The 23,171-nt window shown below is 38.2% G+C and carries 20 protein-coding genes; 9 read left to right on the forward strand and 11 right to left on the reverse strand.

The window, feature by feature from the left end:
- Genes ACI7T6_RS03400 through ACI7T6_RS03425 form a run of 6 tightly spaced genes read right to left on the reverse strand, consistent with a single transcriptional unit; the run spans window position 1 to window position 7,019 of the window.
- Window positions 1-1,926: a V-type ATP synthase subunit I gene (locus ACI7T6_RS03400; RefSeq protein ID WP_404665019.1), complete on the reverse strand. Its 1,926-nt coding sequence runs from the start codon at window positions 1,924-1,926 to the stop codon at window positions 1-3.
- Window positions 1,923-2,528, reverse strand: coding sequence for a V-type ATP synthase subunit D (locus ACI7T6_RS03405; RefSeq protein ID WP_404665020.1), 606 nt, complete (start codon window positions 2,526-2,528; stop codon window positions 1,923-1,925). Before ACI7T6_RS03405 ends, ACI7T6_RS03400 begins: the two co-directional genes overlap by 4 nt.
- On the reverse strand, window positions 2,525-3,838 hold the full coding sequence (locus ACI7T6_RS03410) for a V-type ATP synthase subunit B (protein WP_404665021.1): 1,314 nt from the start codon (window positions 3,836-3,838) through the stop codon (window positions 2,525-2,527). Before ACI7T6_RS03410 ends, ACI7T6_RS03405 begins: the two co-directional genes overlap by 4 nt.
- Window positions 3,835-5,601 (reverse strand): V-type ATP synthase subunit A, encoded by a 1,767-nt coding sequence (locus ACI7T6_RS03415; protein ID WP_404665022.1) that lies wholly within the window; start codon window positions 5,599-5,601, stop codon window positions 3,835-3,837. Before ACI7T6_RS03415 ends, ACI7T6_RS03410 begins: the two co-directional genes overlap by 4 nt.
- Before the next feature lie 4 nt (window positions 5,602-5,605).
- On the reverse strand, window positions 5,606-6,376 hold the full coding sequence (locus ACI7T6_RS03420) for a DUF2764 family protein (RefSeq protein WP_404665023.1): 771 nt from the start codon (window positions 6,374-6,376) through the stop codon (window positions 5,606-5,608).
- 16 nt (window positions 6,377-6,392) lie between these two features.
- The gene (locus tag ACI7T6_RS03425; protein WP_404665024.1) at window positions 6,393-7,019 is read right to left on the reverse strand and encodes a V-type ATP synthase subunit E; all 627 of its coding nucleotides are present in this window, start codon (window positions 7,017-7,019) and stop codon (window positions 6,393-6,395) included.
- Window positions 7,020-7,127: 108 nt separating this feature from the next.
- Between ACI7T6_RS03425 and recR the strand changes: the two genes are divergently transcribed.
- The 4 genes from recR (at window position 7,128) to lpxD (ending at window position 11,811) form a co-directional block, all read left to right on the forward strand.
- Window positions 7,128-7,727 (forward strand): recombination mediator RecR, encoded by a 600-nt coding sequence (gene recR / locus ACI7T6_RS03430; RefSeq protein WP_404665025.1) that lies wholly within the window; start codon window positions 7,128-7,130, stop codon window positions 7,725-7,727.
- A 101-nt stretch (window positions 7,728-7,828) separates the two neighbouring features.
- On the forward strand, window positions 7,829-10,192 hold the full coding sequence (bamA, locus tag ACI7T6_RS03435) for an outer membrane protein assembly factor BamA (protein WP_404665026.1): 2,364 nt from the start codon (window positions 7,829-7,831) through the stop codon (window positions 10,190-10,192).
- A gap of 23 nt (window positions 10,193-10,215) precedes the next feature.
- A complete protein-coding gene (locus tag ACI7T6_RS03440) occupies window positions 10,216-10,770 on the forward strand; it encodes an OmpH family outer membrane protein (RefSeq protein ID WP_404665027.1) in 555 nt (184 codons plus the stop codon).
- Window positions 10,771-11,811 carry a UDP-3-O-(3-hydroxymyristoyl)glucosamine N-acyltransferase gene (gene lpxD / locus ACI7T6_RS03445; protein ID WP_404665028.1) on the forward strand — a complete coding sequence of 347 codons (1,041 nt, stop codon included), beginning with the start codon at window positions 10,771-10,773 and terminating at the stop codon, window positions 11,809-11,811. It begins immediately after the preceding gene.
- 42 nt (window positions 11,812-11,853) lie between these two features.
- Here lpxD and ACI7T6_RS03450 read toward each other — a convergent pair whose 3' ends face one another.
- Window positions 11,854-12,471: a hypothetical protein gene (locus ACI7T6_RS03450; protein WP_404665029.1), complete on the reverse strand. Its 618-nt coding sequence runs from the start codon at window positions 12,469-12,471 to the stop codon at window positions 11,854-11,856.
- Window positions 12,472-12,515: 44 nt separating this feature from the next.
- The gene (locus ACI7T6_RS03455; RefSeq protein WP_404665030.1) at window positions 12,516-12,980 is read right to left on the reverse strand and encodes a hypothetical protein; all 465 of its coding nucleotides are present in this window, start codon (window positions 12,978-12,980) and stop codon (window positions 12,516-12,518) included.
- 598 nt (window positions 12,981-13,578) lie between these two features.
- Between ACI7T6_RS03455 and ACI7T6_RS03460 the strand changes: the two genes are divergently transcribed.
- The 4 genes from ACI7T6_RS03460 (at window position 13,579) to ACI7T6_RS03485 (ending at window position 19,551) form a co-directional block, all read left to right on the forward strand.
- Entirely contained in the window at window positions 13,579-14,373 is a 795-nt protein-coding gene (locus tag ACI7T6_RS03460) for an autotransporter outer membrane beta-barrel domain-containing protein (RefSeq protein ID WP_404665031.1), read from the forward strand.
- A gap of 4,148 nt (window positions 14,374-18,521) precedes the next feature.
- Window positions 18,522-18,668, forward strand: coding sequence for a hypothetical protein (locus tag ACI7T6_RS03475; RefSeq protein ID WP_404665032.1), 147 nt, complete (start codon window positions 18,522-18,524; stop codon window positions 18,666-18,668).
- Between the two features lie 71 nt (window positions 18,669-18,739).
- Complete coding sequence (locus ACI7T6_RS03480; RefSeq protein ID WP_404665033.1) at window positions 18,740-19,099, forward strand: transposase; 360 nt, start codon at window positions 18,740-18,742, stop codon at window positions 19,097-19,099.
- A gap of 5 nt (window positions 19,100-19,104) precedes the next feature.
- The gene (locus tag ACI7T6_RS03485; RefSeq protein WP_404665034.1) at window positions 19,105-19,551 is read left to right on the forward strand and encodes a transposase; all 447 of its coding nucleotides are present in this window, start codon (window positions 19,105-19,107) and stop codon (window positions 19,549-19,551) included.
- On the opposite strand, the gene ACI7T6_RS03490 is transcribed toward ACI7T6_RS03485, so the two are convergent.
- Together ACI7T6_RS03490 and ACI7T6_RS03495 are read right to left on the reverse strand one after the other, a co-directional pair.
- Entirely contained in the window at window positions 19,520-20,164 is a 645-nt protein-coding gene (locus ACI7T6_RS03490) for an IS982 family transposase (RefSeq protein WP_404665035.1), read from the reverse strand. The genes ACI7T6_RS03485 and ACI7T6_RS03490 overlap by 32 nt on opposite strands.
- Before the next feature lie 549 nt (window positions 20,165-20,713).
- Entirely contained in the window at window positions 20,714-20,980 is a 267-nt protein-coding gene (locus ACI7T6_RS03495; protein WP_404665036.1) for a hypothetical protein, read from the reverse strand.
- A gap of 110 nt (window positions 20,981-21,090) precedes the next feature.
- Between ACI7T6_RS03495 and ACI7T6_RS03500 the strand changes: the two genes are divergently transcribed.
- A complete protein-coding gene (locus ACI7T6_RS03500; RefSeq protein WP_404665037.1) occupies window positions 21,091-21,846 on the forward strand; it encodes an IS5 family transposase in 756 nt (251 codons plus the stop codon).
- A 605-nt stretch (window positions 21,847-22,451) separates the two neighbouring features.
- Here the strand turns inward: ACI7T6_RS03500 and ACI7T6_RS03505 are convergent.
- Window positions 22,452-23,069 (reverse strand): hypothetical protein, encoded by a 618-nt coding sequence (locus tag ACI7T6_RS03505; protein ID WP_404665038.1) that lies wholly within the window; start codon window positions 23,067-23,069, stop codon window positions 22,452-22,454.
- Window positions 23,070-23,171 lie beyond the last annotated feature (102 nt).

Genomic DNA, 23,171 nt, shown 5'->3' on the forward strand with positions numbered 1-23,171 from the left:
TCATCCTTTTATTTTTAATTTCTGAAGCGGGTTAAAGAGTTTGCCATTCCCTTCAAAACAGTAACGGTACCACTCTAAAAAATTTAAACGAAGACCGTGAATCACGCCTCCCATCAGCGCAAGCGTAATATTCACCAAGTGCCCTGCAAGTAAAATAATGAACCCCGTCACAAGCCCAAGCCGGCTCCCTTCTCGGTTAAATGTCGTCGCCATAATCGCCCCTGCTAAGCTTAACGCGTAGAGTCTCAGATAAGAAAGAACATCTGCAATCACTTGGATCACATGTAAAAGTTCTCCTATCCCCTTCATACCGTGTTGAATCAGCGCTGCAAAAGTGGCAAAGACAAAACCTACACCCATACATTCTAAGCCAACTGTTGTTGCGACAGTTGATGAAAGAAGTCCTGTAAATTGAAAAAGCGTGACGGCATTTAAAAGAGAGGGGAAGAAAAGATACCCTCCTATGATGACAAAAGACCACCCTAGGCCAGCTACATGCCGTTTGATATTTCTCACCATTGAAAGGGTTAAATGCACGATCCCTAGGAATAAAGAAAGCTCTAAAATGATATTTCCAAAGAATTCACTCATCATCGGATAGATCACACTCCCCTTTTGAGAAAAAGAGGCCATCTTTAACATCTCTTTACCTGAAGAGGCTGTTTTAATCAGAGGAAATTTTTTCTCCCAAGATTGATATACAGCATCATGAGTTTTAAGATGAAAGTCTGCTTTTTTCACAACGAGCGCTTGAATAGGAGATATTTGCATTAAAGGGTGATCAGGAGAGAACTGAATACCAAAATAAGAAGCTGTCATCACACCCCATCCGATGCATGCCACTGATAAAATCTTCATCAACTTGACACTCCGCATAACAGATTCAGAGGGCTCTTTAAGTTTCCTTTGGAAATAAAGCGCTGCTGCTAAAAATAAAACGCCGTACCCTGCATCTCCTACAATGATGGCAAAAAATAGAGCAAAAAATCCTAAAACCCACCGAGAAGGGTCTTTATCTCTAATGGAGGGCGTATCATAAATCTTGATTAAATCTTCTCCAATCAGATCTACCCCTTGATTTTCTAAGTAAGTAGGAACTTTATCAGAAGGGTCTAAAGCAATCGGCTCTCCTTGAATATGTAAGGTTTCCATGAGCTCAAAGAGCTCATCCACCTTGTGACTTGGAATCCAAACCTTACTGAAGAAAAGCTGTGCTTTTAGGGGATAGATGACATTTTTTTTCGCTGAAGTGAGATTGTAAGCGTTGAGTTCGGTGATAAATGTTTCTCTTAGAAGATCAAGATAACAAGCGCTCTCTTTAAGCTCTTTTTCTAAATGCACTCTTTGATTGGCGATAAAATCTAGCCGGTATCTAACCTCTTCTAGAGTAACATCCACACGCATTTCCATCATTTGAGAAGGATTCATACCCTCACGGCTGATTCCCATAAAATAGTCGATATCATTTTCTGTTGTGATAAAGAGTAACTCTTCATTCTCTTTGGCTTTGGGCCGGTCTGACACATTCATGCAAAAAAATTGAATTTTTCTTTTCCCTGCTTTTTCAATGAATGCAATCTGATCCATGGAAAAATCGCCTAAGGGAGAAATGCGTGACTTTTCTAATTGAAGGCTTTTTTCCTCTTCATCTAGCTTTTCTAGTCTTAGCTTTAAATCGATAATATCTTCTGCGATTTGAAAGGGAGAATTTAAAGACTCCTCTTTTTGAGAAGAGGGCTCTAGTGTCACCGTCATGACGATTTTAATCGCCTCTGCAAGCCGGTTTAAAGAAGAGGGCATCCCCATTTTCTTCTGCGTATCAAAAGCAATAAATTCTAAAAAGCCTCTTTCTTGAGCAATGAGGAAAAATTGATCTAGATCTTGCTGAGATCCATAGATGAGATATTTCAGGACATCTTTAATCATAAAGTCTCCTTTTCTTTCTCTAAAATCTTCGCTTTTGCAACTTTTGCTTGGCAGATGGCAGCTAGTTGCTGATCGCCTAAAAATATTTTAATCTTACGGATATGGTCTTGAGCTCTAGGGATTAAGATTTTTTCAAAGAGGTTAACCCGCGTTGAAACCTCTTTAAGCTCTTGCTCAAGAAGCTGTTTACGCTTTTCTGCAATACGCATCTTTTCTTTGATCAAAAGAAGCGCTCTCATCCCTTTCATAGCTGAATGAAGCCAAATGGGAGCGTCAAATAAAAAAGCTTTGCTTTCTTCAAAGATCACATTCATAAATACTGGGAGATCAACTCCTGCAATATTTTCACTCATGACCTCTACCTCTAACACTTTAAGCGCTGGAAAAAGATCAAACGCCTCTGGACTGGATAAGAGAGGTGAGTACGCTTTTACAAGTTCATACTGATGATTGAACTCTAATTTGTATTGAGTAGCTGCTTGTAATGCCATACTGACTTCACTTTGAAAGAGCATTTTTTTCAGTTGAAGGGTTGGCAAATACTTTTGAAGCTGCGTTAACCGAATTTGTTGAAGGCGTAGTTCATTCTTGGTGAGTTTCATGCAAGGTCATTTACCTTAGGCCAATATTTATCTACAACGGTTTGCTTAATCCCCACTTCATGAGGCTCAAAACACTCTGCAAGCGTTTTCCATCCATAATCTAGCGCAATTTCTAAAGGCATGTCTACTTCTAAATTCATCATCCGCTCTTCAAATAAATGGGAAAAATAGAGAATCTTTTCATCCCATTTTGATAATTTAAAGCCCATCGATTCCCGCTCTCTCGCTTTTTTCCCTTCCGCATAAAGCCGAATTTGGGCATTTGCAATATCTGCATGATCTGAACGGGTCGCTTTTCCAATCACTTGCTGCTTCAGCCTTGAAAGGGATCCAAAAGGGTCAATGCGTCCCCCGTGCAGATAAAACTGACCCTCTGTGATATACCCTGTATTATCAGGAATGGGGTGCGTGACATCTCCCCCTGGCATTGTGGTGACAGAGATGATGGTGATCGAGCCGCTCCCTTCAATATCGACCGCCTTTTCATAACGAGAAGCCAAATCGGAATAAAGAGAGCCTGGATACCCCCGGTTAGAAGGGATTTGATCCATAGTGATAGCAATCTCTTTAATGGCATCTGCAAAGGCTGTCATATCGGTGAGAAGAACTAAGACATTTTTATTTTGCGTTGCAAATTTTTCTGCAGAGGCAAGAGCCATATCAGGGACGAGTAAACATTCCACTGCAGGGTCTGTCGCTTGATGAATGAACATCACTGTTTTTTCTAAAGAACCTGATCTTTCTGCATTTTCAATGAAGGCGTGATAGTCATCAAATCTAAGACCCATTCCTCCAATGATAATAATATCTGCATCTGTTTGATTGGCAATTCTCATGAGAAGCGGGTTATAAGGCTCTCCTGAAATCGAAAAAATAGGAATTTTTTGAGATTTAACTAGGCAGTTAAAGACATCAATCATGGGAATATTTGTCCGGACAAGTTCGTGAGGAATCACTCTTTTTACAGGGTTAAAAGAAGGAGCATTAATCGTCACTGCATCTCCTACAATGAGAGGCCCTTTATCAATAGGCACACCTGCCCCGTTTAATCGTCTTCCTAAAAGCGCCTCTGAAACAGTTGCCTGCATTTGTCTTCCTAAAAAGGTGACTCTATCGTGTGTGGAGATCCCTCTTGTATTTTCAAATGCTTGCAGAGTCACTTTATCGCCATCAATTTTCAGAACCGAGGCGTAAACTTTTTCCCCTGACTGCTTATAAATGAGGGCCATTTCACCTAAACTCACATTTTGAGCCATCACTGAGAGGAGGTTTCCTCTCATGTCAACAATACGGTCATAAATTCTTTTCATGAGATCCCTCTAGTAGCTGACTGAATTTTATCTTGAATCCGTTTATATGTTTTAACATACCGCTCAGACTCGTAGGGCATAAAGTTCATATTTTTAATGTCATTTTGAAGATCGAGAAAAAATGACCTAGCTGCATCGTGTCCTTCTAATCTAAAATGAGAAATAAACACTTGATTGATCAGATAAAACAGGGCAATTTGCCGTTTAAGAGGGCTATAGGCATCTTCTTTATCAAAAGCATTTTGTTGAAGATAGGCAAATTCATACAGTTCTGCTTTCAGATAAATCATCATATCAGAAAGACTAATACCTTCTTGCCCCACCACTTCCATCCGCTTCCCGATCTCATCTCCTTGATGAAGGATTGCTAAAGCCCGTTTAACAAGCTCTCCCCAGCCGCTTGCATGCTTTCCTAGCTCGGCACTCACATCCCCTACATATTTACTCCAAGAAATCAAAGGATCAATAGCTGGATATTTCCTCGCATCTGATCTCTCTCTTGATAAAGCTAAAAAGGCTCCCACGACAGCTAGAGTTGCCTGTGTGACAGGTTCTTCAAAGTTTCCCCCAGCTGGAGAAACTGTGCCCCCAATGGTTAAAGAGCCTGTTTTATTGTTAGGGAGTTTTAAGACCCCTGATCTTTCATAAAACGCTGCAATTCTTGAAGCTAAATAGGCAGGAAAAGCTTCTTCTCCAGGAATTTCTTCTAATCTTCCTGACATTTCCCTCATGGCTTGTGCCCATCTTGAAGTGGAATCTGCAAGGAGCAAGATATTAAAGCCCATTTGACGGTAGTACTCTGCAATGGTCGTGCCCATGTAAATTGAAGCTTCACGTGCTGCAACAGGCATAGAAGAGGTATTACAAATCATCACGGTACGGTTCATTAAAGGATCGTTTGTATGCGGATCTCTAAGATGAGGAAATGTTCTTAACACTTCTACAATTTCTCCAGCTCTTTCACCGCAAGCGACAACAATTACCATATCAACGGAGGAATATTTAGCTAGGTGGTGTTGTAACACCGTTTTTCCAGCTCCAAAAGGTCCAGGTGAACAAAATGTTCCCCCTTTTAAAATAGGAAACTGGGTGTCGATAATTCTCTCACCTGTATCCATCATTTGCGACGCTTTAACTTTTTCTCCAATCGCAAGAGGCGCTTTAACTGGCCATTTTTGAATCATACTCCATTCGTAGCAAACGCCTTTAGCATCAATTGCTTTTGCAATGATATGATCTACTGGATAAGAACCAGAAGGAGCTATCCACGTGATTGTGATGTCTTCTCTATGGATAAAAGGAACCATAATCAGATGGCGAAATTTCCCTTCCATCACATACCCCAGTTCATCTCCTCTTGTGACGCTATCTCCCACTTTTGCAGCTGGGTGAAAATCCCAATGTTTAGATCTACAAAGAGGCTCAAGATACACACCACGGGATAAAAAAAGACCAATGGCATTAGCAACATCTTCTAAAGGGTTTTGAAGACCATCAAATACAGCGCCTAAGAGCCCAGGCCCAAGCTCAGCTTCCAGAAGGTGGCCTGAAAACTTCACAACACTGCCTTTTTGAATGCCAAAAGTGTCTTCAAAAACTTGTACCTTCACCTCTTTTCCAGCGACTTCAATCACTTCCCCTTTGAGGCGCTCTTTCCCCACCTCAATCATGACAACCTCGCCTTGGCAAATGCTCCCCTCAAATTCGACATAGAGCAAATTCCCAAACGCTTTGATGACTTTTCCTATCGCACTACTTTTCATTTTATTAACCTACAAACGCTTCGAGAATTATTTCACCCCTAGAAGAATCCAGTTCGTTAAACTCTTCTATCATCATCAGCTGCACAACATATGCTAAAATCACATCCATCGAAAAGAGATCTTTTTCAATGAGATGATTGATTTGATCAAACTTCCACTCTATCCCCATTTTAACGAGCTCCCAAGGATCAAGCCCGCATCCTAGATACTTTTCCTTTAAGCTCATAAACTCTAAGGGAGGCTCATAAATAGGCGCCTCTTTCTGAGCTAAAATATCTATAATGAGTGGGTCTTTTAAATCTTCAAATTGTAGCTCTTTTTCTACATCTTTTCCAAGCTCTTTGGCTTTAATGGCTAAAAGAATGCATCTCCAAGACCGCTCAAAGGAAAAATAACTTTGAAGAAACCCCTTACAGCATCTTTCTTCCTCTTGAAGGTAACGCGCTAAAAGATGAGGAAGGAAGCGGAGTTTATCTTCCCTGCTCTCAAATTTCTCTAGAAAATCAAAGACATAAGCGGGAAGAAATTCTTTTATAAGAAGCGCCTCTTCAAGTTCTTTTTCATTTAAATTGCCCCTAGGATCAATTGTCTCTCCTAAGTAAAGAGGCCGTATATTTTTTAAGTCAATCCACCGTCTTAAAACAGCTAACTTTTGAAAATCTGATGCAGTCACATTCAGTTCAATACGGCTCATCAAATCGCTAAATGAAAGAGGCGCTTTTTCTCCTAAACGAAGAGGAGGAAGAGATAGGGTGAGAAAATAGTAGTGAGACATATCTTTCCTTTAACGGTTATAACCCAAACAAAAATTGTCTAAAGTCTTTTCTTAAATAGCTCACAATCATCTCATGGAAAGTTTCATCAGAAAGATCAAGAGTCATATGTTGATCTGTCAGTTTCACTTCAATGCCCCCTTTAAGAGAGGTGTGTAATACCGTTTTATCTTTAAGCTTTTCAAGGAGTTTCTTTCCTAAAAGGTGATTCACTTCATCAATGGGGGCTCCGAAGGGAATAAACGCCTCCATATTCCCCATGATCCCCTCTTTTTCAATCCCTTGGATCACTGATTGAATGAGTTTTGCTATCACGTTAGGATCTTTGAGAGGTGCTTCAATGAGCGCAAAAAGCTGAGGGTGAAAAAACTGTGTCTCTATTTTCTCTTTCAAAGACTCGGTGGTTTGCCGGCAAGCTTGCGCAAGAGATGCTTCAAAGGCAAGTTTTTGTTTTTGCATTTCAAGCTGTGACTCAAGTTGCATTTGCTCTGATCTTTGATGAGCTTGAGAAATGATCTCTTCAGCTTCACGCTTTGCCTCTTCAATTAAAGCTTGTGCTTTGAGCTCAGCTGGCTCTAACGTCTCTTTTTTTAACACATCACAAATTTTCTTAATTTTATTATGTCCTGTCTCCAACCCTTTCATGCCTGGCCTCTTCTTAAGTAAAACACTCTTCTTTATAGTTATTTTCCAAGCTGCTGATATTTTTCAACTTGAAATCCTTACGATGTTCCTTCTATAGTATCGTATTAAATGTCTAAATATCCACCTGCTTTACAACAATTAATGACAACGCTGAAACAACTCCCCGGTGTGGGGGCTAAAACAGCGGAGAGATTTGCTTTTCAGCTCCTCACCTGGTCTGATGAATCATTGCTTCAATTCTCCTCTACGATTGCCAAAATCAAAGAAGATGTTCCTCTATGCCCTGTCTGCCACTGTCTCTCTTCCCCTACCGGATGCCACTTTTGTAACCTTGCAAAACGAGACGCTACCCTTCTTTGCATTGTAGGCTCTCCTAAAGATGTGTATGCCATTGAAGAGACTCACTCTTACAGCGGCCTCTACCATGTTCTAGGCTCTTTAATTTCTCCTTTAGATGGAAGGACGCTACAGCATCTTAATCTCACCACACTTTTTCATAGACTCTCTGAGCATCCTATACGGGAAGTGATCATTGCTCTAGACTCCACACTTGAAGGAGATGCAACGGCTTTATACCTTAAAGAAAAAATACACGCGTTAAATATTCACGTCTCAAGACTTGCCTTTGGACTGCCGATGGGAAGCCCGCTTGAGTATGTGGATGGCGGCACACTTTCAAGAGCTTTTATCGGAAGACAGCTCTTTTAAAGATATTTAAACCTAGATTAAGAAGAAACATCGCCTTTTTCATAATCATATTTGCTTATTTTTTCCCTCTTTTTTTATACTCCCCTTCTTTATAGGGTTTCATGGGATACACAAAAAAATTTTTCGTTTTTTCATCTTTAGCTGTTCTCTCCTCTTTTCCGTTGCAATTGCAAGGAACTAATCAAAATTCTTTTGAGCAAGTTCACCATCAAAGAGTGAGTAATATCCTGATTCAAGTGGAGAATGTCCCTCCTGAATCATCTTTTGATGAGACGTTGATCTTAGAAAAGCTTAAAACACAGAAGGGAGCCCCTTTTTCCCCCTCTATTTTTGATCAAGATCTCAAAACACTCTCCGAACATTACGACCGTATTGAACCTGTTGTGAAGGTTCAATCAGGAGAAATTGTAATCTCTTTGAAAGTGTGGCTAAGGCCCATCATTAAAAACATCGTGTGGGAGGGAAATAGCGATATTTCTTCCAAGATCTTAGCAAAAGAGCTCTCTGTTAAACCGTCTCAGCCGTTTAACCGCATGACCTTTAGCCAGCATTTCAATAAAGTGAAAGAGTACTACATCAAAAAAGGGTATTTTGAATCTCAGCTCTCTTATGTGATTCACTCCATTCCTCATACCAATGCTGTAGATATTCACATTCATATTGTGGAGGGCCGTGCTGGAACAATTGATGATATCATTTTTAAAGGGTTTACCAAAAAAGAGAAAAGCCAAATTTTAGAAATGATCTACACCAAGAAATACAATCTTTTTATGAGCTGGATCACAGGACAGGGGCTTTTAAATGATGAGGCAATTGAGCAAGATAAATTCACCATCCTTAATTTCTTGCATAATGAAGGGTACGCCGATGCAAAGCTCGATGTTTTGATCACTAACTCTTTAAAAAAAGGGAGAGTCAATCTTACAGTAACCGCAAAAAAAGGGGCTCTTTTCCATATTGGAGATGTCTCTTTTCAAGGGAATTCTCTCTTCTCTGATGAGACGGTAAAAGATGCTCTTCTCATCCAACCAGGAGATATCTACTCCCCTGAAAAAATCCGGATGGCAACAGAGACGGTTAAAGATCTTTATGGAAGAAAAGGGTACATTGATACGCATGTGCAGTTCTCCTCTACTCCGCATCCTGAGCTTAATGAGTACAGTATCCATTTCACTATTGAGGAAGGGTCTTTATATAAAATCGGTCTTATCCGCATTGTCGGAAATGAACAAACAAAAAATAACGTGATTTTAAGAGAGTCCCTTCTTGTTCCAGGAGAGGTATTTGACTCTGTTAGGCTTAAAGCCACGCAAGAGCGGCTTCAAAATATCGGCTATTTTAAAAGTGTTAATGTCTATTCTGTGAGATCACAAGATGATAAGGTATTAGGAGGAAACTACCGAGATGTCTACATCGAGGTGGAAGAGATGCCAACAGGTCACGCCAGCGTTTTCTTTCAAGCCAATTCAGGAGAGCTTGTGGGAGGGTTAGATGTGACGGAATCTAATTTTAACTACAAAGGATTCACCTCTCTTTTCCAAAACGGCTTTTCTTCGTTAAGAGGAGGAGGAGAATATGCTCATGCTAAGATCTCTTTAGGCTCTAAACAAAGATCGTATACGATGTCGTGGATTACCCCCTATTTCCATGAAACCAAATGGAGAGTTGGAGTAGAAGGGTTTTTAAGTCAAAGCCACATTCAAGCTAAAGAATATAAAATTGACTCTCTAGGAGGAAGCTTATTTGCCTCCTATCCCCTCACTCCTTACTGGACACTTAGCAGTAAATATAGAGCTAAACATGCCAATATTGATGTCTCAACTGGAGCGTCGCCTCAAGAACAAACGCTTGAAAAAGGAACAGGGAACATTTCAGCTGCCTCGATTTCTTTTAACTTTGATTCGACAGACCGTATCTCTAAACCTCATCACGGATTTAGATCTCTCTTAGAATTTGAATTTGCAGGGCTTTTAGGAGATGTCGCCTTTTTAAAATACAACTATATTAACAGCTTTTACCAACATCTTTGGCATCATGGAACTTTAAAATATAAGTGGGAAGCTAAATTTATCCAGCCTATCTTTTGGACAAGCTCTTTTAACTCCATCCCTGTCAGTGAGCGGTTCTTTATTGGAGGTCTTCACTCGGTACGCGGCTTTAAAGATTTTGACTTAGGGCCTCACTTCCCTAATGGAGATCCTCAAGGAGGAATCACAGCTTCTGTTCTCTCTCTTGAATACAACCATGAACTTCTCAAGATGCTCGATGGATTTTTATTTGTCGATGCAGGATCTTTATCTCAAAAACCGTTTCAAATTGATCGTTATCAAGCCAGTTACGGCTTAGGGATCCGGGTAGAGGTGATGAATAAAATGCCTGTCACCATTGGATATGGCATTCCCATTCATCCTTTAGACCCTAGCCAAGTTCAGAAATTCTTCTTCTCCATGGGGGGACAGTTTTAGTTTTTTTAACCATTAGGAGTGTTATGAAAAAAATGTTATTTACTCTTTTCTGCTCAAGTTTATGTTTATCTCTACATGGAGCTGAGCAAAAAATTGGCGTTGTAAATTTTAACAGCTGTATTTTAGATTCTAAAATTGGAAAACAAGAGCAAAACGCTTTTGAAACCATGCGTAAGCAGTTTGCCTCTCTTGTTGAAGATACAGATAAACAACTAAGAGACCTCGCTGAAAAATTGCAAGATCAAGACTATCTCGATGGTTTATCCAAAGAGGCAGAAGAGAATATGCAAGTGAAAATCTCTCAGCTAAATGATGAGCTCAATAGATATCAACAGCAATACTACCAATTCATGAATCAAGGGCAGTATAAAATTGTTCAAGCGGTTGTCTCAAGCATTCATCAAGCGTCAGATCATGTAGCTAATGCTAAAGGGTATCAAATCATCCTCAATAAAGAGGCGTGCTTTTTTTATACCCCAGCCTTGGATGTGACAGGAGATGTCATTAAAGAGATGGATAAAGAGTTTGATGAAGAGGCTAAAAAACCTTCTTCTAAGCTTGAGTTAAAAGGACAATAAATGGAGAAATCCCTTTTAGAGCTTTCTCAAATCACCCAGACAGAGTTGATGGGAAATCCCCATCATCTCATTTCAGGAGTTGCAGATCTTCACTCTGCAACCTCTTCTGAGGTGAGTTTTTTAGAAAATAGTAAATACACCTCTTTGTTAGAAAAAACACAAGCTGGAGTCATCTGTGTACAAGCTGGAACTCCCCTTTCTCCTCATCAAAACTATCTCATTTGCTCCTCTCCTACTCAAACATTTCAAGAAATCATTAAACTCTTTTATGAAGAGAGTAAACCTCAGTCAGGGTTTAGGGGTATTCACCCTACAGCTGTCATCCACCCCACTGTAAAGCTTGGGGTTAATGTCACTATCGGCCCTTATGCTGTCATTGATGCTAACTGCATGGTTGGAGACTCTAGCCTCATTGAATCCCATGTGTTTTTAGGGGCAAGCGTATCATTAGGCACGCATTGCCACCTTTATCCCCATTCTACTGTAAGAGAAGGGTGTAGACTCGGAAACCGCGTCATCTTACAACCAGGGTGTGTCATTGGATCTTGCGGCTTTGGGTACTTTACCGATAAACAAGGGCGTCATCAAAAGCAAGATCAAATGGGTATTGTTGTGCTAGAAGATGATGTTGAAGTGGGAGCTAATACCACCATTGATAGAGCCCGTTTTAGTCAAACACGCATTTCTCAAGGAACAAAGATCGATAACCTTGTCCAAATTGCGCATAATGTCTCTCTTGGAGCTCACAACTTGATTGTTTCTCAAACAGGCATTTCAGGATCTGTCAAAACAGGTCACCATGTTGTGATGGGAGGACAAGCTGGCACCGTGGGTCATATTGAAATTGCAAGCGGAGCTTTATTTGCAGCAAGAAGCGGTATTAAAAAATCGATTAAATCCCCTGGGAAATATGGAGGAGATCCTGTGACTTCTTTATATGAACATCAAAAAGAAAGAGTCCATATGAGAAATCTAGATAAGCTGTCTGCCAAGATTAAAGAGCTTGAGCAAAAAGTAGAAGAGCTTTCTTTAAAATCTTAAAAGATCAGGAGGCAATAAAATTGCCTCCCTTGAAAAAAATCATTACTCAATATGATGAGCTCTGACATAGTGATTGTTCGACGTGTTAATGAGAAGATAAGGGCTTTTTTCCTTATTCTCCCCAGTATTCGCCCCCACAATGATACGGTCATGCTCTGTAATTTTACTAAGCGTTCCCCTATCTGATGAGTGAACAATCCAGTTTTTACCGTCGCTAAGTGTAATGATATCATTTACACGGTCAACAGCTTTAACATAAGAGACTCCGTGTGCTGGAGCTGGCTCTCGAATTAAGCTTGCAGGAACTGCAAGTTTAAGGTCTGCATTCACAAGAGCATATCTTGAGGTAGAAAAATTAGAGTGATTTTGAGTGATAATCAAATTCTTACTCTTTTCCCACCCTTTAACAAGGGTTGTTTTAGATATACTCCAACGGGATCCATCTTCTAAATCAACCACACGGTCATCAAGATTGATGTGGTTAATTTTATGAAATACCCCAGGGAATTTAACATAGTGCGTGAAAATAAAATCAATATTGCCTGCATCAGTGTTGACCACCTCAGTGCGGTTGTGACTGCCAGATGCTTGGACCATAGGAAGACCTGAGATTCCTACGTAAAGAGTTAACATCATAATATGGATAAGTTTTTTATTCATAATTCCATCCTTTGGTTAAATCATTTCAGTTTCAAAATAATTTCCTACACGGAAGCTTTTTTCCGAGTTTTTGCCGCTTTTGAAGCAGCTTTAGATTTTTCTGCATGACTTCTAGCTTGAGATACCTTACGAGCTCTTGCAAGTGTTTTCTCAAGTTCGTCACGGTTTCGGTGTTGAATCGCCCGCATCGCGGCCTCAGATTTTTCTTCATGGCTTCTGGCTAAAGATGCCTTACGAGCTTTTGCAAGTGTACGCTCTAGCTCAGCACGGTCTCTTGTTTGAATGGCCCGTTTTGCAGCCTCAGACTTTTCTTCATGACTTCTTGCCTGAGATGCCTTTCTTGCCTTTTGTAGTGCAGTTGTATTATTTCTTCTAACAGGAGAGATTTTTTCTTTCCCCATTGAAGCCATCTTTCTTCCCACTAAGGAAGCTTTCTTTTTCACTGCACTTGCTTTAACACCGCTGATAGGTGCCTCTGTTTGTCTACTACCTTTTTTCATCGTTACCATAATAGCAACTCCTTTTCAAAAATAAGGATCTAGTGGAAAACCTTAATTCAATATTTCGACTTTATTCTATTTTTTGTAAAGCTCTTATTAATTTAACACTGTACGATAAAGAGTATAAATTACGCTCTTTTATATAGATAAAATAGAGAGCTCTCTTGCGTGAAATTATTCTTAAAATCTTTTAGATTAAAGGATGGATTCAGTATCATTTCGACACTCATCACCCAAAATGCATGCATCAAACACGTAAAATCGCTTTGCTATGTAAAATATAGCCTCTAAATCAAGACTTGAATGCATTCCAACTCCCCTCTTTTTTCCTGACTTATTGCCTGTGACTTGAATCATTATCTTTTTATTTTCTTGTTTTCCATCCAGATTAAACCTCTCTCATAACGCCTCATAAGTTGTCTACTTTATCCTCTTAAACTCTCAGGATATTCTTTTGATAAAAGGTCTCATTATAAGATACAGCATAAACAAGAATATTAACTGAATAAAACCACGAACAAAAAAAATCGTATTGAATAAATTGTAAAATGTAGCTTATGTTTGTTTATGTTGAGTAACATAACACCGAAAAAATAGGAGGTTTCAAATGAAACAAACTATGATGATATTAACGATGTCAGGAATTTTAGGAACTTGTGCTCTTAATGCCTACAACGGGCATACAGTTGTCATTAAAGACACCTCTGATGGAACAAAAATATTGATGCTCGAAACATCTAAACGGGACCGTTTATACTGGGGTCCGGATATTTTCTGGTCTGACGAATCCCCTAATATTAAAGGGATTAATGTTAAAGGAGACAGCATCTATTACGGCCTAAGAGCGGGTTACGATTTTCTTAGACCCAATTCCATGTATGCTGGTATTGACGCTTTATATGCAGTAGGAAGAACGAATCTTAAAGCTGAAATGGCTGAAAAAGAGTTGTACAAAGACAAAATTACAGGGACTGTTGGTAGAGGAGAGCTTCGATTAGGTTATAACTTCGTCGGAGAAGATAAAATCTATTTTAGTCCTTTTATAGGAGTTGGAGGATACCACTCCAGATCCGTCAAAGCAATCCACTTTGTTCAAAATTGGCTCTACCTCACGATGGGGATGAAAGTCGATTATGAAATAACCCCTAAAGTGAATGCAGGCCTCAACATTAAAGGAATGCGGGCTCTTTACTTAGAACAAAGTATTGAGAAGAATTCCGTCTCTGCTGAGCGTCATGACAATTCTAATGCTTTAGGATATGAAGTGTCGATTCCTCTTACCATGCGGTTTGGAAAAACCAATAATTGGGATTTCAGACTAGAGCCTTACTACATTAAGCTTAACAGTCAAAGTGATGCTAATGTAGCTGGAGCTCAGTTCACATTTAGCAACCGCTTCTAATAACCATCACCTTCACTTCACACTGTTGTGGAGGTGATTAAATACTTACTCTCACTCTTAGGTGCAATTTAAGAGTGAGATCCACCAAGTGATATTTTTTTTAAATCTATCTCATAATCATTAAACCAAAAGCTGATTGATGAGAAAGCTTTTAGGATATTTTTATATGGGTAATCCTGATAAGAAAAACGCTCCCCATTGACGCGGTTTATTCCGCTCTGTCTTCATTGCCATAAGAGTAGCTTTCTGTAAAGCTCTGACTTTACTTAATTTTGGAGTATTAATTCCTAAATAGTGCTGATAAAAAGTCTCTACCATCTTCACAGTCATGTCTCCTTCAGGAAGCGGCCAGTAGCTAGCAATCGTGGATTTAGCCCCGGCTCCTAAAAAAGACCAGATGGGGCCAATACTCCCCTCTTTTTGAAGATTTCCTCTTCCTAAATGACAGGCGCTCATGAAAACAAGATCAGCTTTAAGGGCAAGTGAGTTCACATCTTTAGCATGAAGGTATTTAGGATGCTTAATATCTTCACTTGCTAACTTAAAGAACCCTTCAAAGACAGAGTAAGGATCATCTTGCGGCTTCTCTTCTGCGATTCCGTGACATGCAATATGAATGACTTTGGCCTCTGGAGCATGCTTAAATACATTAGCTACTGTTGCCTCTTTTTGAATGAATACTTCCGTTTTAGAATTTTTTATCATCGGTGCAATGATGTCTTTTACTTCATGCTCTGCTTGCTTTAACTCATCTTTTTGATGAGGGGTTGTAGGATTTCCTATGAGAAGAGCTTCATTAGAAAATTCCTGAGGAAGCTCCTTTAAAAGAGAGAGCACTTGAATAGATGGTGCAACTGAAATAGGATAATTTTCAATTAGATATTGATCTTTTTTGGCATTATAAAAGGCTCCAAAAGGAAGATGGGCTAAAAAACCATCAGGAATAAACGTGAGGGTTTCTTCAGAACCCGGTAAAGGAAGGTACTCCTCTAGAGGAGCAATGAGAAGATCATACCAAGAAGAGAGTTTTTCATTAAAAAGCTGCGTTGAACTCTTACTTCCTCTTGTAGGCCGTTTAGTCTCTTGTTGATAGGGAAATGCTTTAAAAATAGGATCTAATTCCGTAAATGTTTCCTTTGGAATAGGCAAAGAAACCGATTGGAGGCTTTTTCCTTTTGAAAAAATAATCCAAGCTTGAATAGCTTCCTCTTGAGTATGTAATTGAATAAGAGAATACATCACAAAATTTGTAGAAAGCGTTTCTGCAAGCTTTTGAATCTCTGCAATGGAAAGAGGATTAAAAGAAGAGTCTGAATTCTCTTCTAAGGAAAGTTTTTGAGATAGAAGAGAAGAAAGAGCTCGAGACCGCCTCGTATCAGAAATTTCTAACGCTTCAACGTTTTTATTCTGCAAGAGCAACACCCGTTCTAAACCCGTATAAGGTCTTGACAACTCTTCAAACAAAGTGATTTGCCACTGAGCTTTTTTTGCATCTTTTTGAATAGAAGCAGCAATATCAATGCTTTTACAAAAATACTCTTTAGCTTTAGGATGGTCTTCTAATTGTTCATAGGAACTTCCCAAATTGCTATAAATCTTCTCCTCTTTTACTTGATCTTTAAGCTCTTGTACAATGTGCAAACCCTTCTCATGATATTCGATGGCTTGATGAATTTCTCCTAAACTGTGATAGGCATTTCCCAAATTATTATAAACTGCTCCTTTTCCTACTTTATCTTCAAGTTCTAGTGCGATCTTTAAATGCTCTTTATGATAGTCGATGGCTTTATGGTATTCTCCTAACCACTGATAGGCATTTCCTAAATTACCACAAGCCTTAGCCGCTCCTACTTGATTTTTAAGCTTTAGCATAATTTCTAAACATTTTTCATGATAGCCGATGGCTTTATGATATTCTCCTAACCACTGATAGGCAATTCCTAAATTACCACAAGCTTTAGCCGCTCCTACTTGATCTTTAAGCTCTAGTGTGATCTTTAAATGCTTTTCATAATAGCTGATGGCTTTATGATATTCTCCTAACTTTCGGTGGGCAACTCCGAAATTGATATAAGCACTCATTTCCCTTATTTGATCTTTAAATTCTAGTACGATCTTTAAATGCTTTTCATAATAGCTGATGGCTTTACGAGTTTTTCCTAAACTATCATAAGCAATCCCTAAATTGTTATAAGCTTCCATCTTTCCTACTTGATCTTTGAACTCTAACGCGATCTTTAAATGCTCCTTATGATAGTCGATGGCTTCATTAGTTTTTCCTAACTCCTGATAGGCGTTTCCTAAATTGTTATAAGCCTTTCCTTCTTCTACTCGATCGTTGAACTCTAACGCGATCTTTAAATGCTCCTTATGATAGTCGATGGCTTCATTAGTTTTTCCTAATTTAACATAAGCGAGCCCCAAATTGTTATAAGCTCCCATCTTTTCTACTTTATCATTAGACGCTAGAGAGATCTTTAAATATTCCTCGTGGTAGAGGACAGCTATATTGATTTCTCCTAACTTCTGATAGGCAATTCCTAAATTATTATAAGCCTTTCCCTCTTCTACTTTATAACCAAGCTTTAACGCGATTGTTAAATGCTTCTTATGATAGTCGATGGCTTCATTAATTTTTCCTAACTCCTGATAGGCAATTCCTAAATTATTATAAACCCCCATCACCCCTACTTTACTGTTAAACGCTAGAGGGATCTTTAAATATTTCTCATGATAATCAATGGCTTCATTAGTTTTTCCTAAACTAGCATAAGCAGTACCCAAATTGTTATAAGCCCTCCCCTCTGCTGCTTGATCTTTAAACTCGAGCGCAATATTTAAACGCTTCCTATGATAGTCGATGGCTTCATTAATTTTTCCTAACTTCTGATAGGCAATCCCTAAATTATTATAAGCCCTCCCTTCTCCTAATCGATCTGTGAATTTTAACGCGATCATTAAATGCTTCTTATGATAGTCGATGGCTTCGTTAGTTTTTCCTAAACTATCATAGGCAAGTCCTAAATTACTATAAGCATTTATCTCTCCTACGTGATCTTTAAGCTTTAGTGCAATCTTTAAACCCTTCTTATAATAGCTAATGGCTTTATCGGTTTCTCCTAAAATATCATAAGCAAGTCCCAAACTGCCATAAGCCCTCCCTTCTCCTACTTGATCTTTAAATTCTAGAGCAATCTTTAGCTCATTTTCGTAATATTCGAGAGCTTTACGAATTTTGCCTAAACTATCATAAGCAACTCTTAAATTGCCATAAGCCCTCCCTCCTCCCAATTGATCTTTCAGTTCTAGCGCACTCTTTAGCTCATTCTCGTAATACTTGCTAGATGTTATCTCCGTTCTTAATCGAAGAACCTCCTCTTTTGATATCAACTCCAATTGATTACCGATTCTATAAAGATAGGGTTTAGTCTGAATGTCTTGAAACATCTTATGAATCATTCCTGCGTATTCTCTTCCTTTAATCTGTAGTGTAAAGAGTGTCTGAATTTTTGCAATCCCTTCTGGTGTTTGATCTGCAAAAGAGTAAAATCGAATTTTATCGTTAGAAATATGAGAAGAAAGGATAGAAATTTTAGTGAAACCTACATTACTTAAGATTTTTGAAGAACTTTCCATTTATAACCTTATAAAATTTGTGTAAAAAATCCACTATAAAATACAAGTTTATATTTTTTCAACTGTATTAGGGCGTTTTGATAAACAAAATTTGATGACATTTTAAATTTTAAATATACAAAAAAAAGAGACTTATGTTTTCGTTATTCTCTAAAATAGGAGAATATAAATGGTGGGTAGAGTTACTAAGGACCCTGATTATATTAAGTTTTTAGACCCCCCTCGAGGCGCAAAAGCTTGCAGCTGTGATTAAAGAAATTTTTTCAGCTGTGAACGATCCTAGACAGTCTTCTAAAACCGTATATCCCTTTTGGTTTTTGACATTCTGTATCGTATTTGCTTATCTAGCTAATGCAAATACTTTGGCAGATATTACTCTATTACTAGAGTACGGCATTGATTGGATCAATAAGCTTGTTCAAGAGCGATTTCCAACTCCTTCTTACAATACTTTATGGTGGGCTCTATCTCGTATTCATCCTGCTTTATTACAACAAATATTGAAACAGTGAGTGTCTTATATTCCAGGAGGATTAGAAAATAAACTCTTAATTGTAGATGGAAAGCGGCTTAAAGGCTCTTCTTCAAAAGGGAAACTTGCCCATCCTGTAGAACTTTTTGTAGCAGAAAATCAGCTTATTCTGGGATCAAACACTTAGAGACTGTCTGTAAACTTAATAAAATTGCTATTATGGTATAATTATTCTTCTAATCATAGGAGGAAAAAACCATGGCTCGGCAAAATTATCCCTCTGATTTAAATGATCATGAATGGGATTTAATCAAAGAATTTGTAGAAACAGATTTTTCAAAGGGAGGTAGACCTTATAAATACTCTCGGAGAGAAATCTTAAATGGGTTTTTTTATGTCTTAAAAACAGGCTGCCAGTGGAGGTATTTTCCTTCAGATCTTCCCCATTGGAAAACTGTCTATCTACAACATAGAAGATGGATGAGGCAAGGGATTTTTGAGGAAATTTATAAGAAGCTCCACCGACTTGAGAGACTGAGGAATAATAAAACTCCTAAACCATCAGCTGGGATTGTTGATAGCCAAGTCTATAAAGACTGGAGAAAAAGGCGGTATTAGAGGCTTTGACGGAGGAAAAAAAAATCAAGGGACGTAAGAGGCATCTACTCGTTGATCCTTTAGGATTTCCTCTAGCACTAGAACTAACTGCAGCTAATGTAGGAGATCGAGAGGGATTTAAGTTGCTGTTAGACAAATACAAAGAGAACACTCCCAATATAGTTTTTGCAGATAGCGGATATAAAGGTAAGGATTTTGAACAAGAGTGCATGAATCAGGGGGTAAAAGTACAGCCCGTTCCAAGGAATGAAGGGTGGTGTCTGAAGACAAATTCTTTAAAAGTTATTCAGGGATTTCAAGTTGTTGCTAAAAGATGGATTGTAGAGAGATCATTCGCGTGGCTGGGTAAATACAGGCGTATGGTAAAGGATTATGAGTTGATACTGACTGTAAGCAAGGCCATGATTTGGATGGTATTCATTAGATTACTCTTAAGTAGACTTGGGAATTAAGGTTTGCAGACCATCTCTTAAACAGAGCAAACACGGATTCAATCAGAGCTCTTTTTTTCAAAAGGCACTTATCAAAGGTATCCATAAGAATGTTTTTCATATTAGAGCGAATCCTTGTAAGTAACTGTAAACCCTCTTCAATCAATAAGTTAAATAACTTACTTGATATATATCCTCTATCTCCCACAAGCTTACCTTTTAAATTTTTACACAGCGGCTGTACTTGAGATAGATCACTGACATTACCTTGGGTCAAGCTCCATGTGATAATTTCTCCCTTATGATTAACAATGACGTGAAGTTTTAATCCAAAAAACCACCCTGTAGAAGTTTTTCCTTTTGCAGCCACATCTTTGAAAAGCTTATGAGATGAAGATCTGCATATATGACATACGCTTAAAGGTGTGGAATCTATAAAAGCAATCCCCTTGGAGGATCCTTGAAGGATTTTTTGAAAAACATATAAGGGAACAGTAACCTGCTTCATAAGGGAGACAAATCTGGAATAGCTCACAAGTTTAGGAAAAAAGTGTTTCCATGTTGTGACATGATCTAGATAATAGTCTTTAAAAGTCCGTGATTTAAAGATTTGAAAGAAGACGACAATTGTCATGATCTCACTTAAAGCCATAGAGGATTTTCTTATTTTCCACTATCTCGATGAAGATGTGGGACCTTCCAGAAGTTTTTTTTCCCAGATAGGCTCAAACATTTTACAAAAATTATCAACGTGATAGAATAAAGTAATTAATTCGAGTTCTTTCATTTTTCAACCTTCTTGTTTATTGTTTTTCTCGATAAAAAAATTAACATTTAGAAGGTTGATTTTCAACAGCTTTTAAAAATAAAAATATTTTTTGGTCGATGTGAAACTGGCGTTAAAAAACTAAGGTAAATAGACGGGCGGCCATTTTTTTCTGCCTCTGGGTCTCGAATTGTCTAAGGGCGTTGAAGTCAAACCAAAAACTAATTCTACCTTAGGTTTTCTAAAGATCTGTTATATTTGGGCCAGTTACGTTGTAATCGCATGGGATTTCCTTTTTTGCTTAGTAACTAAAAATATAGTCCCATGCTTCTTCTCTGATCGGGTTTGTTGTACTAATGCTGAAAAACAATATTTTAGAGCAAAAAAATGACAATAATTCCACTTTCCCAGGAACTTTTATCCACATTTTCTAGAAGTTACTTTGTTAATCATACCTGCTTTGACCGCAACTTCAACATTTCTCCTCTGCAGACATCTACTTTTTAGGCTTCCACTAAAGGTTCTTTTCCACCTAGACATCATACTTTCGACTACCGCTCTTCGACTGTATCCAGTTAGCTTTCCCCATATCGATCTTGCTTCTAGATCACCTCCCAGTCCTTTGATGATCTGGATAGCCTCATTTCTTTTTTCATAAACAGGTTTATCACGGGTGTGTTGCATATGTTTCGGAAGCAAAGCTTAAAATGAAGTAAAAAAACGGATAAAAAAATTATTGATCAAAGAAGAAGCATGGGATTATACTTTTAGTTACCACACAAAAAGGAAATCCCATGCGATTACAGCGTAACTGGCCTAAATATAACAGATCTTTAGTTAACCGTGGTAGAGTTAGTTTTTGGTTTGACTTCAACACCCTTAGACAATTCGAGGTTCAAAGGCAGAAAAAAAATGGCCGTCCGTTTATTTACCCTGATTTTTTAATCGTGGCAATGATCACTTTAAGATTTTATTTTCACTTAAGCTTAAGAGCAACTGAAGGCTTTTTTCAAGAGATACTTGAGCTTCAAGGCATTGATATGCAGTCTCCTTCCTATACACAGCTTTGCAGGAGAATGAAGAATCTTCCCCTTCCTAAAAATCTAGTTAACCGTAAAGAAATCACAGATATTGTATTAGATTCCACAGGGTTAAAAGTGTATGGAAAAGGAGAGTGGTGTGCTTCTAAATATGGGGGTAGATCGAAGTGGAATAAGCTCCATATAGCAATGGATTTAGAAAGCGGAAAAATCATCTTAGCAGAAGTTGGAAATGAGTATGAGGCTGATACAACACATTTTGAAAAAGCACTCAAAAAAGCAAATAGCAACAAAGGAAGAGTTCTTATGGATGGTATAGCTGATAACGAAAACTGCTACGCCCTTGCTAAAAAATATAATAAAGAACTTCTAACACCTCCTAGAAAAGGAGCGATTATCCGCGATGAGCCTGTCTATGAAAAAAGAAATGAGGCTGTTCATATTATTAAAGGACTAGGCGGAGACTTAGAGGCGAGATCTCTGTGGGGAAAAATGACGGGATACAATTAAAGAGCTATAGTTGAAAGTATGATGTCTAGATGGAAAAGAACCTTCAGTGGAAACTTGAAAAGTAGATGTCCGCTAAGGAAAAGAATCGAAATTGGGGTAAAATCAGGCATGATCAATCAAATGATTTCTAGAAAAAATGGATAAAAGCTCCTAATAAAAGGGGAACTATAAGCGTTTTTTTCCAATAAAAAATCCTATTTTCAGACCTTATGCAACACACCCTCTCTGATCAATAATCTTTTATCCGTTTTTTTACTTCATTTTAAGCTTTGCTTCCGAAACATCTGCAACGCACCCATCTAAGATTGATAAAAGGCTCTAAAGCCCTTTGAGTAATAACCAATGAAACGGCTATTTGAATATTTAATCTTAAATAGAAAGTTAATGGACATTTCTGAATATTTCCTAGAAGGAAAATCTTTTACCGTATTGGGAAGTTCCCTTTCTACAGTAGATTAGCAAAACTGAAACATGCATGGTTATCAAAGAATCTATCTGACAAAATCGTTATCAATTAATATCTCTCTAAAGGTAGATTCCCCACTCTATACACATGTGTATAGAGTGGGGAATCTAAACCATGGCCTTTTCTTCAAAATTAATCGTTATGATTTTACAATAATCAAGCCGATTGTAGATATATTAGAAGATTCTCTCTCTTGAACATTCTTCCATAAGTAAAATGACTCTTTCTCTGTTAAATTTTCACAAAGCCTATATCTAACTTCATACACGCCTTGTGTTTTAGGAGCTATTAGTTGAAATTTCTCTACGCTCTTTCTTCCTATAGTCCCTAAGCTATTTCCGATGATGACCTGAGGGCCTGCTTTTTTAAGTCCAATCACCACTTGGTAGAGTGAGAGCGGATTAGAGCTTGCAGCATCGATACCCATCTCAATCTCACACTCAATCGTTGCACCAGGCTTAACAATGACAGCTCTTGAGTGTCCATTTAAGGTGAAGTTTTGAAGCGTTAAAGGACCCTCTTTATTTTTATTTTCAATCACTCCTTTCCAAGGATAGTGATTCATATGGTATTGAATCTTTTCAGCGCTGATTCCGCACTCATCTAGTTCCTCTTCAATAATTTTGGCAATATGGCTCAGCCCTTCTTTCATTTTATTTGTAAAATTCTTGGCATGAAGATATGAGGGGCTCATGAAAGCAAACATCGATCCTATAATAAGAAAAAAGCACATCGATTTATGAAGACTATTTTTCATAAAAAAACTCCTTTTTAATGAAGTGGATAATTCCATCAATGATCACAATTTTCTGTGAATGAATTATTTTTAGCTATCTGTTTTTAAAAATCAAATCCTCCA

Origin of the sequence: Rhabdochlamydiaceae symbiont of Dictyostelium giganteum (assembly GCF_964291045.1) — a bacterium.
Lineage (GTDB): Bacteria > Chlamydiota > Chlamydiia > Chlamydiales > Rhabdochlamydiaceae > PALSA-1444.

Excerpts from the sequence above, each read along its gene's own strand:
- ACI7T6_RS03400 (WP_404665019.1), bottom strand. The coding sequence starts at position 1,926 with ATGATTAAAGATGTCCTGAAATATCTCATCTATGGATCTCAGCAAGAT.
- ACI7T6_RS03405 (WP_404665020.1), bottom strand. The coding sequence starts at position 2,528 with ATGAAACTCACCAAGAATGAACTACGCCTTCAACAAATTCGGTTAACG.
- ACI7T6_RS03410 (WP_404665021.1), bottom strand. The coding sequence starts at position 3,838 with ATGAAAAGAATTTATGACCGTATTGTTGACATGAGAGGAAACCTCCTC.
- ACI7T6_RS03415 (WP_404665022.1), bottom strand. The coding sequence starts at position 5,601 with ATGAAAAGTAGTGCGATAGGAAAAGTCATCAAAGCGTTTGGGAATTTG.
- ACI7T6_RS03420 (WP_404665023.1), bottom strand. The coding sequence starts at position 6,376 with ATGTCTCACTACTATTTTCTCACCCTATCTCTTCCTCCTCTTCGTTTA.
- ACI7T6_RS03425 (WP_404665024.1), bottom strand. The coding sequence starts at position 7,019 with ATGAAAGGGTTGGAGACAGGACATAATAAAATTAAGAAAATTTGTGAT.
- recR (WP_404665025.1), top strand. The coding sequence starts at position 7,128 with ATGTCTAAATATCCACCTGCTTTACAACAATTAATGACAACGCTGAAA.
- bamA (WP_404665026.1), top strand. The coding sequence starts at position 7,829 with ATGGGATACACAAAAAAATTTTTCGTTTTTTCATCTTTAGCTGTTCTC.
- ACI7T6_RS03440 (WP_404665027.1), top strand. The coding sequence starts at position 10,216 with ATGAAAAAAATGTTATTTACTCTTTTCTGCTCAAGTTTATGTTTATCT.
- lpxD (WP_404665028.1), top strand. The coding sequence starts at position 10,771 with ATGGAGAAATCCCTTTTAGAGCTTTCTCAAATCACCCAGACAGAGTTG.
- ACI7T6_RS03450 (WP_404665029.1), bottom strand. The coding sequence starts at position 12,471 with ATGAATAAAAAACTTATCCATATTATGATGTTAACTCTTTACGTAGGA.
- ACI7T6_RS03455 (WP_404665030.1), bottom strand. The coding sequence starts at position 12,980 with ATGGTAACGATGAAAAAAGGTAGTAGACAAACAGAGGCACCTATCAGC.
- ACI7T6_RS03460 (WP_404665031.1), top strand. The coding sequence starts at position 13,579 with ATGAAACAAACTATGATGATATTAACGATGTCAGGAATTTTAGGAACT.
- ACI7T6_RS03480 (WP_404665033.1), top strand. The coding sequence starts at position 18,740 with ATGGCTCGGCAAAATTATCCCTCTGATTTAAATGATCATGAATGGGAT.
- ACI7T6_RS03490 (WP_404665035.1), bottom strand. The coding sequence starts at position 20,164 with ATGACAATTGTCGTCTTCTTTCAAATCTTTAAATCACGGACTTTTAAA.
- ACI7T6_RS03495 (WP_404665036.1), bottom strand. The coding sequence starts at position 20,980 with ATGCAACACACCCGTGATAAACCTGTTTATGAAAAAAGAAATGAGGCT.
- ACI7T6_RS03500 (WP_404665037.1), top strand. The coding sequence starts at position 21,091 with ATGCGATTACAGCGTAACTGGCCTAAATATAACAGATCTTTAGTTAAC.
- ACI7T6_RS03505 (WP_404665038.1), bottom strand. The coding sequence starts at position 23,069 with ATGAAAAATAGTCTTCATAAATCGATGTGCTTTTTTCTTATTATAGGA.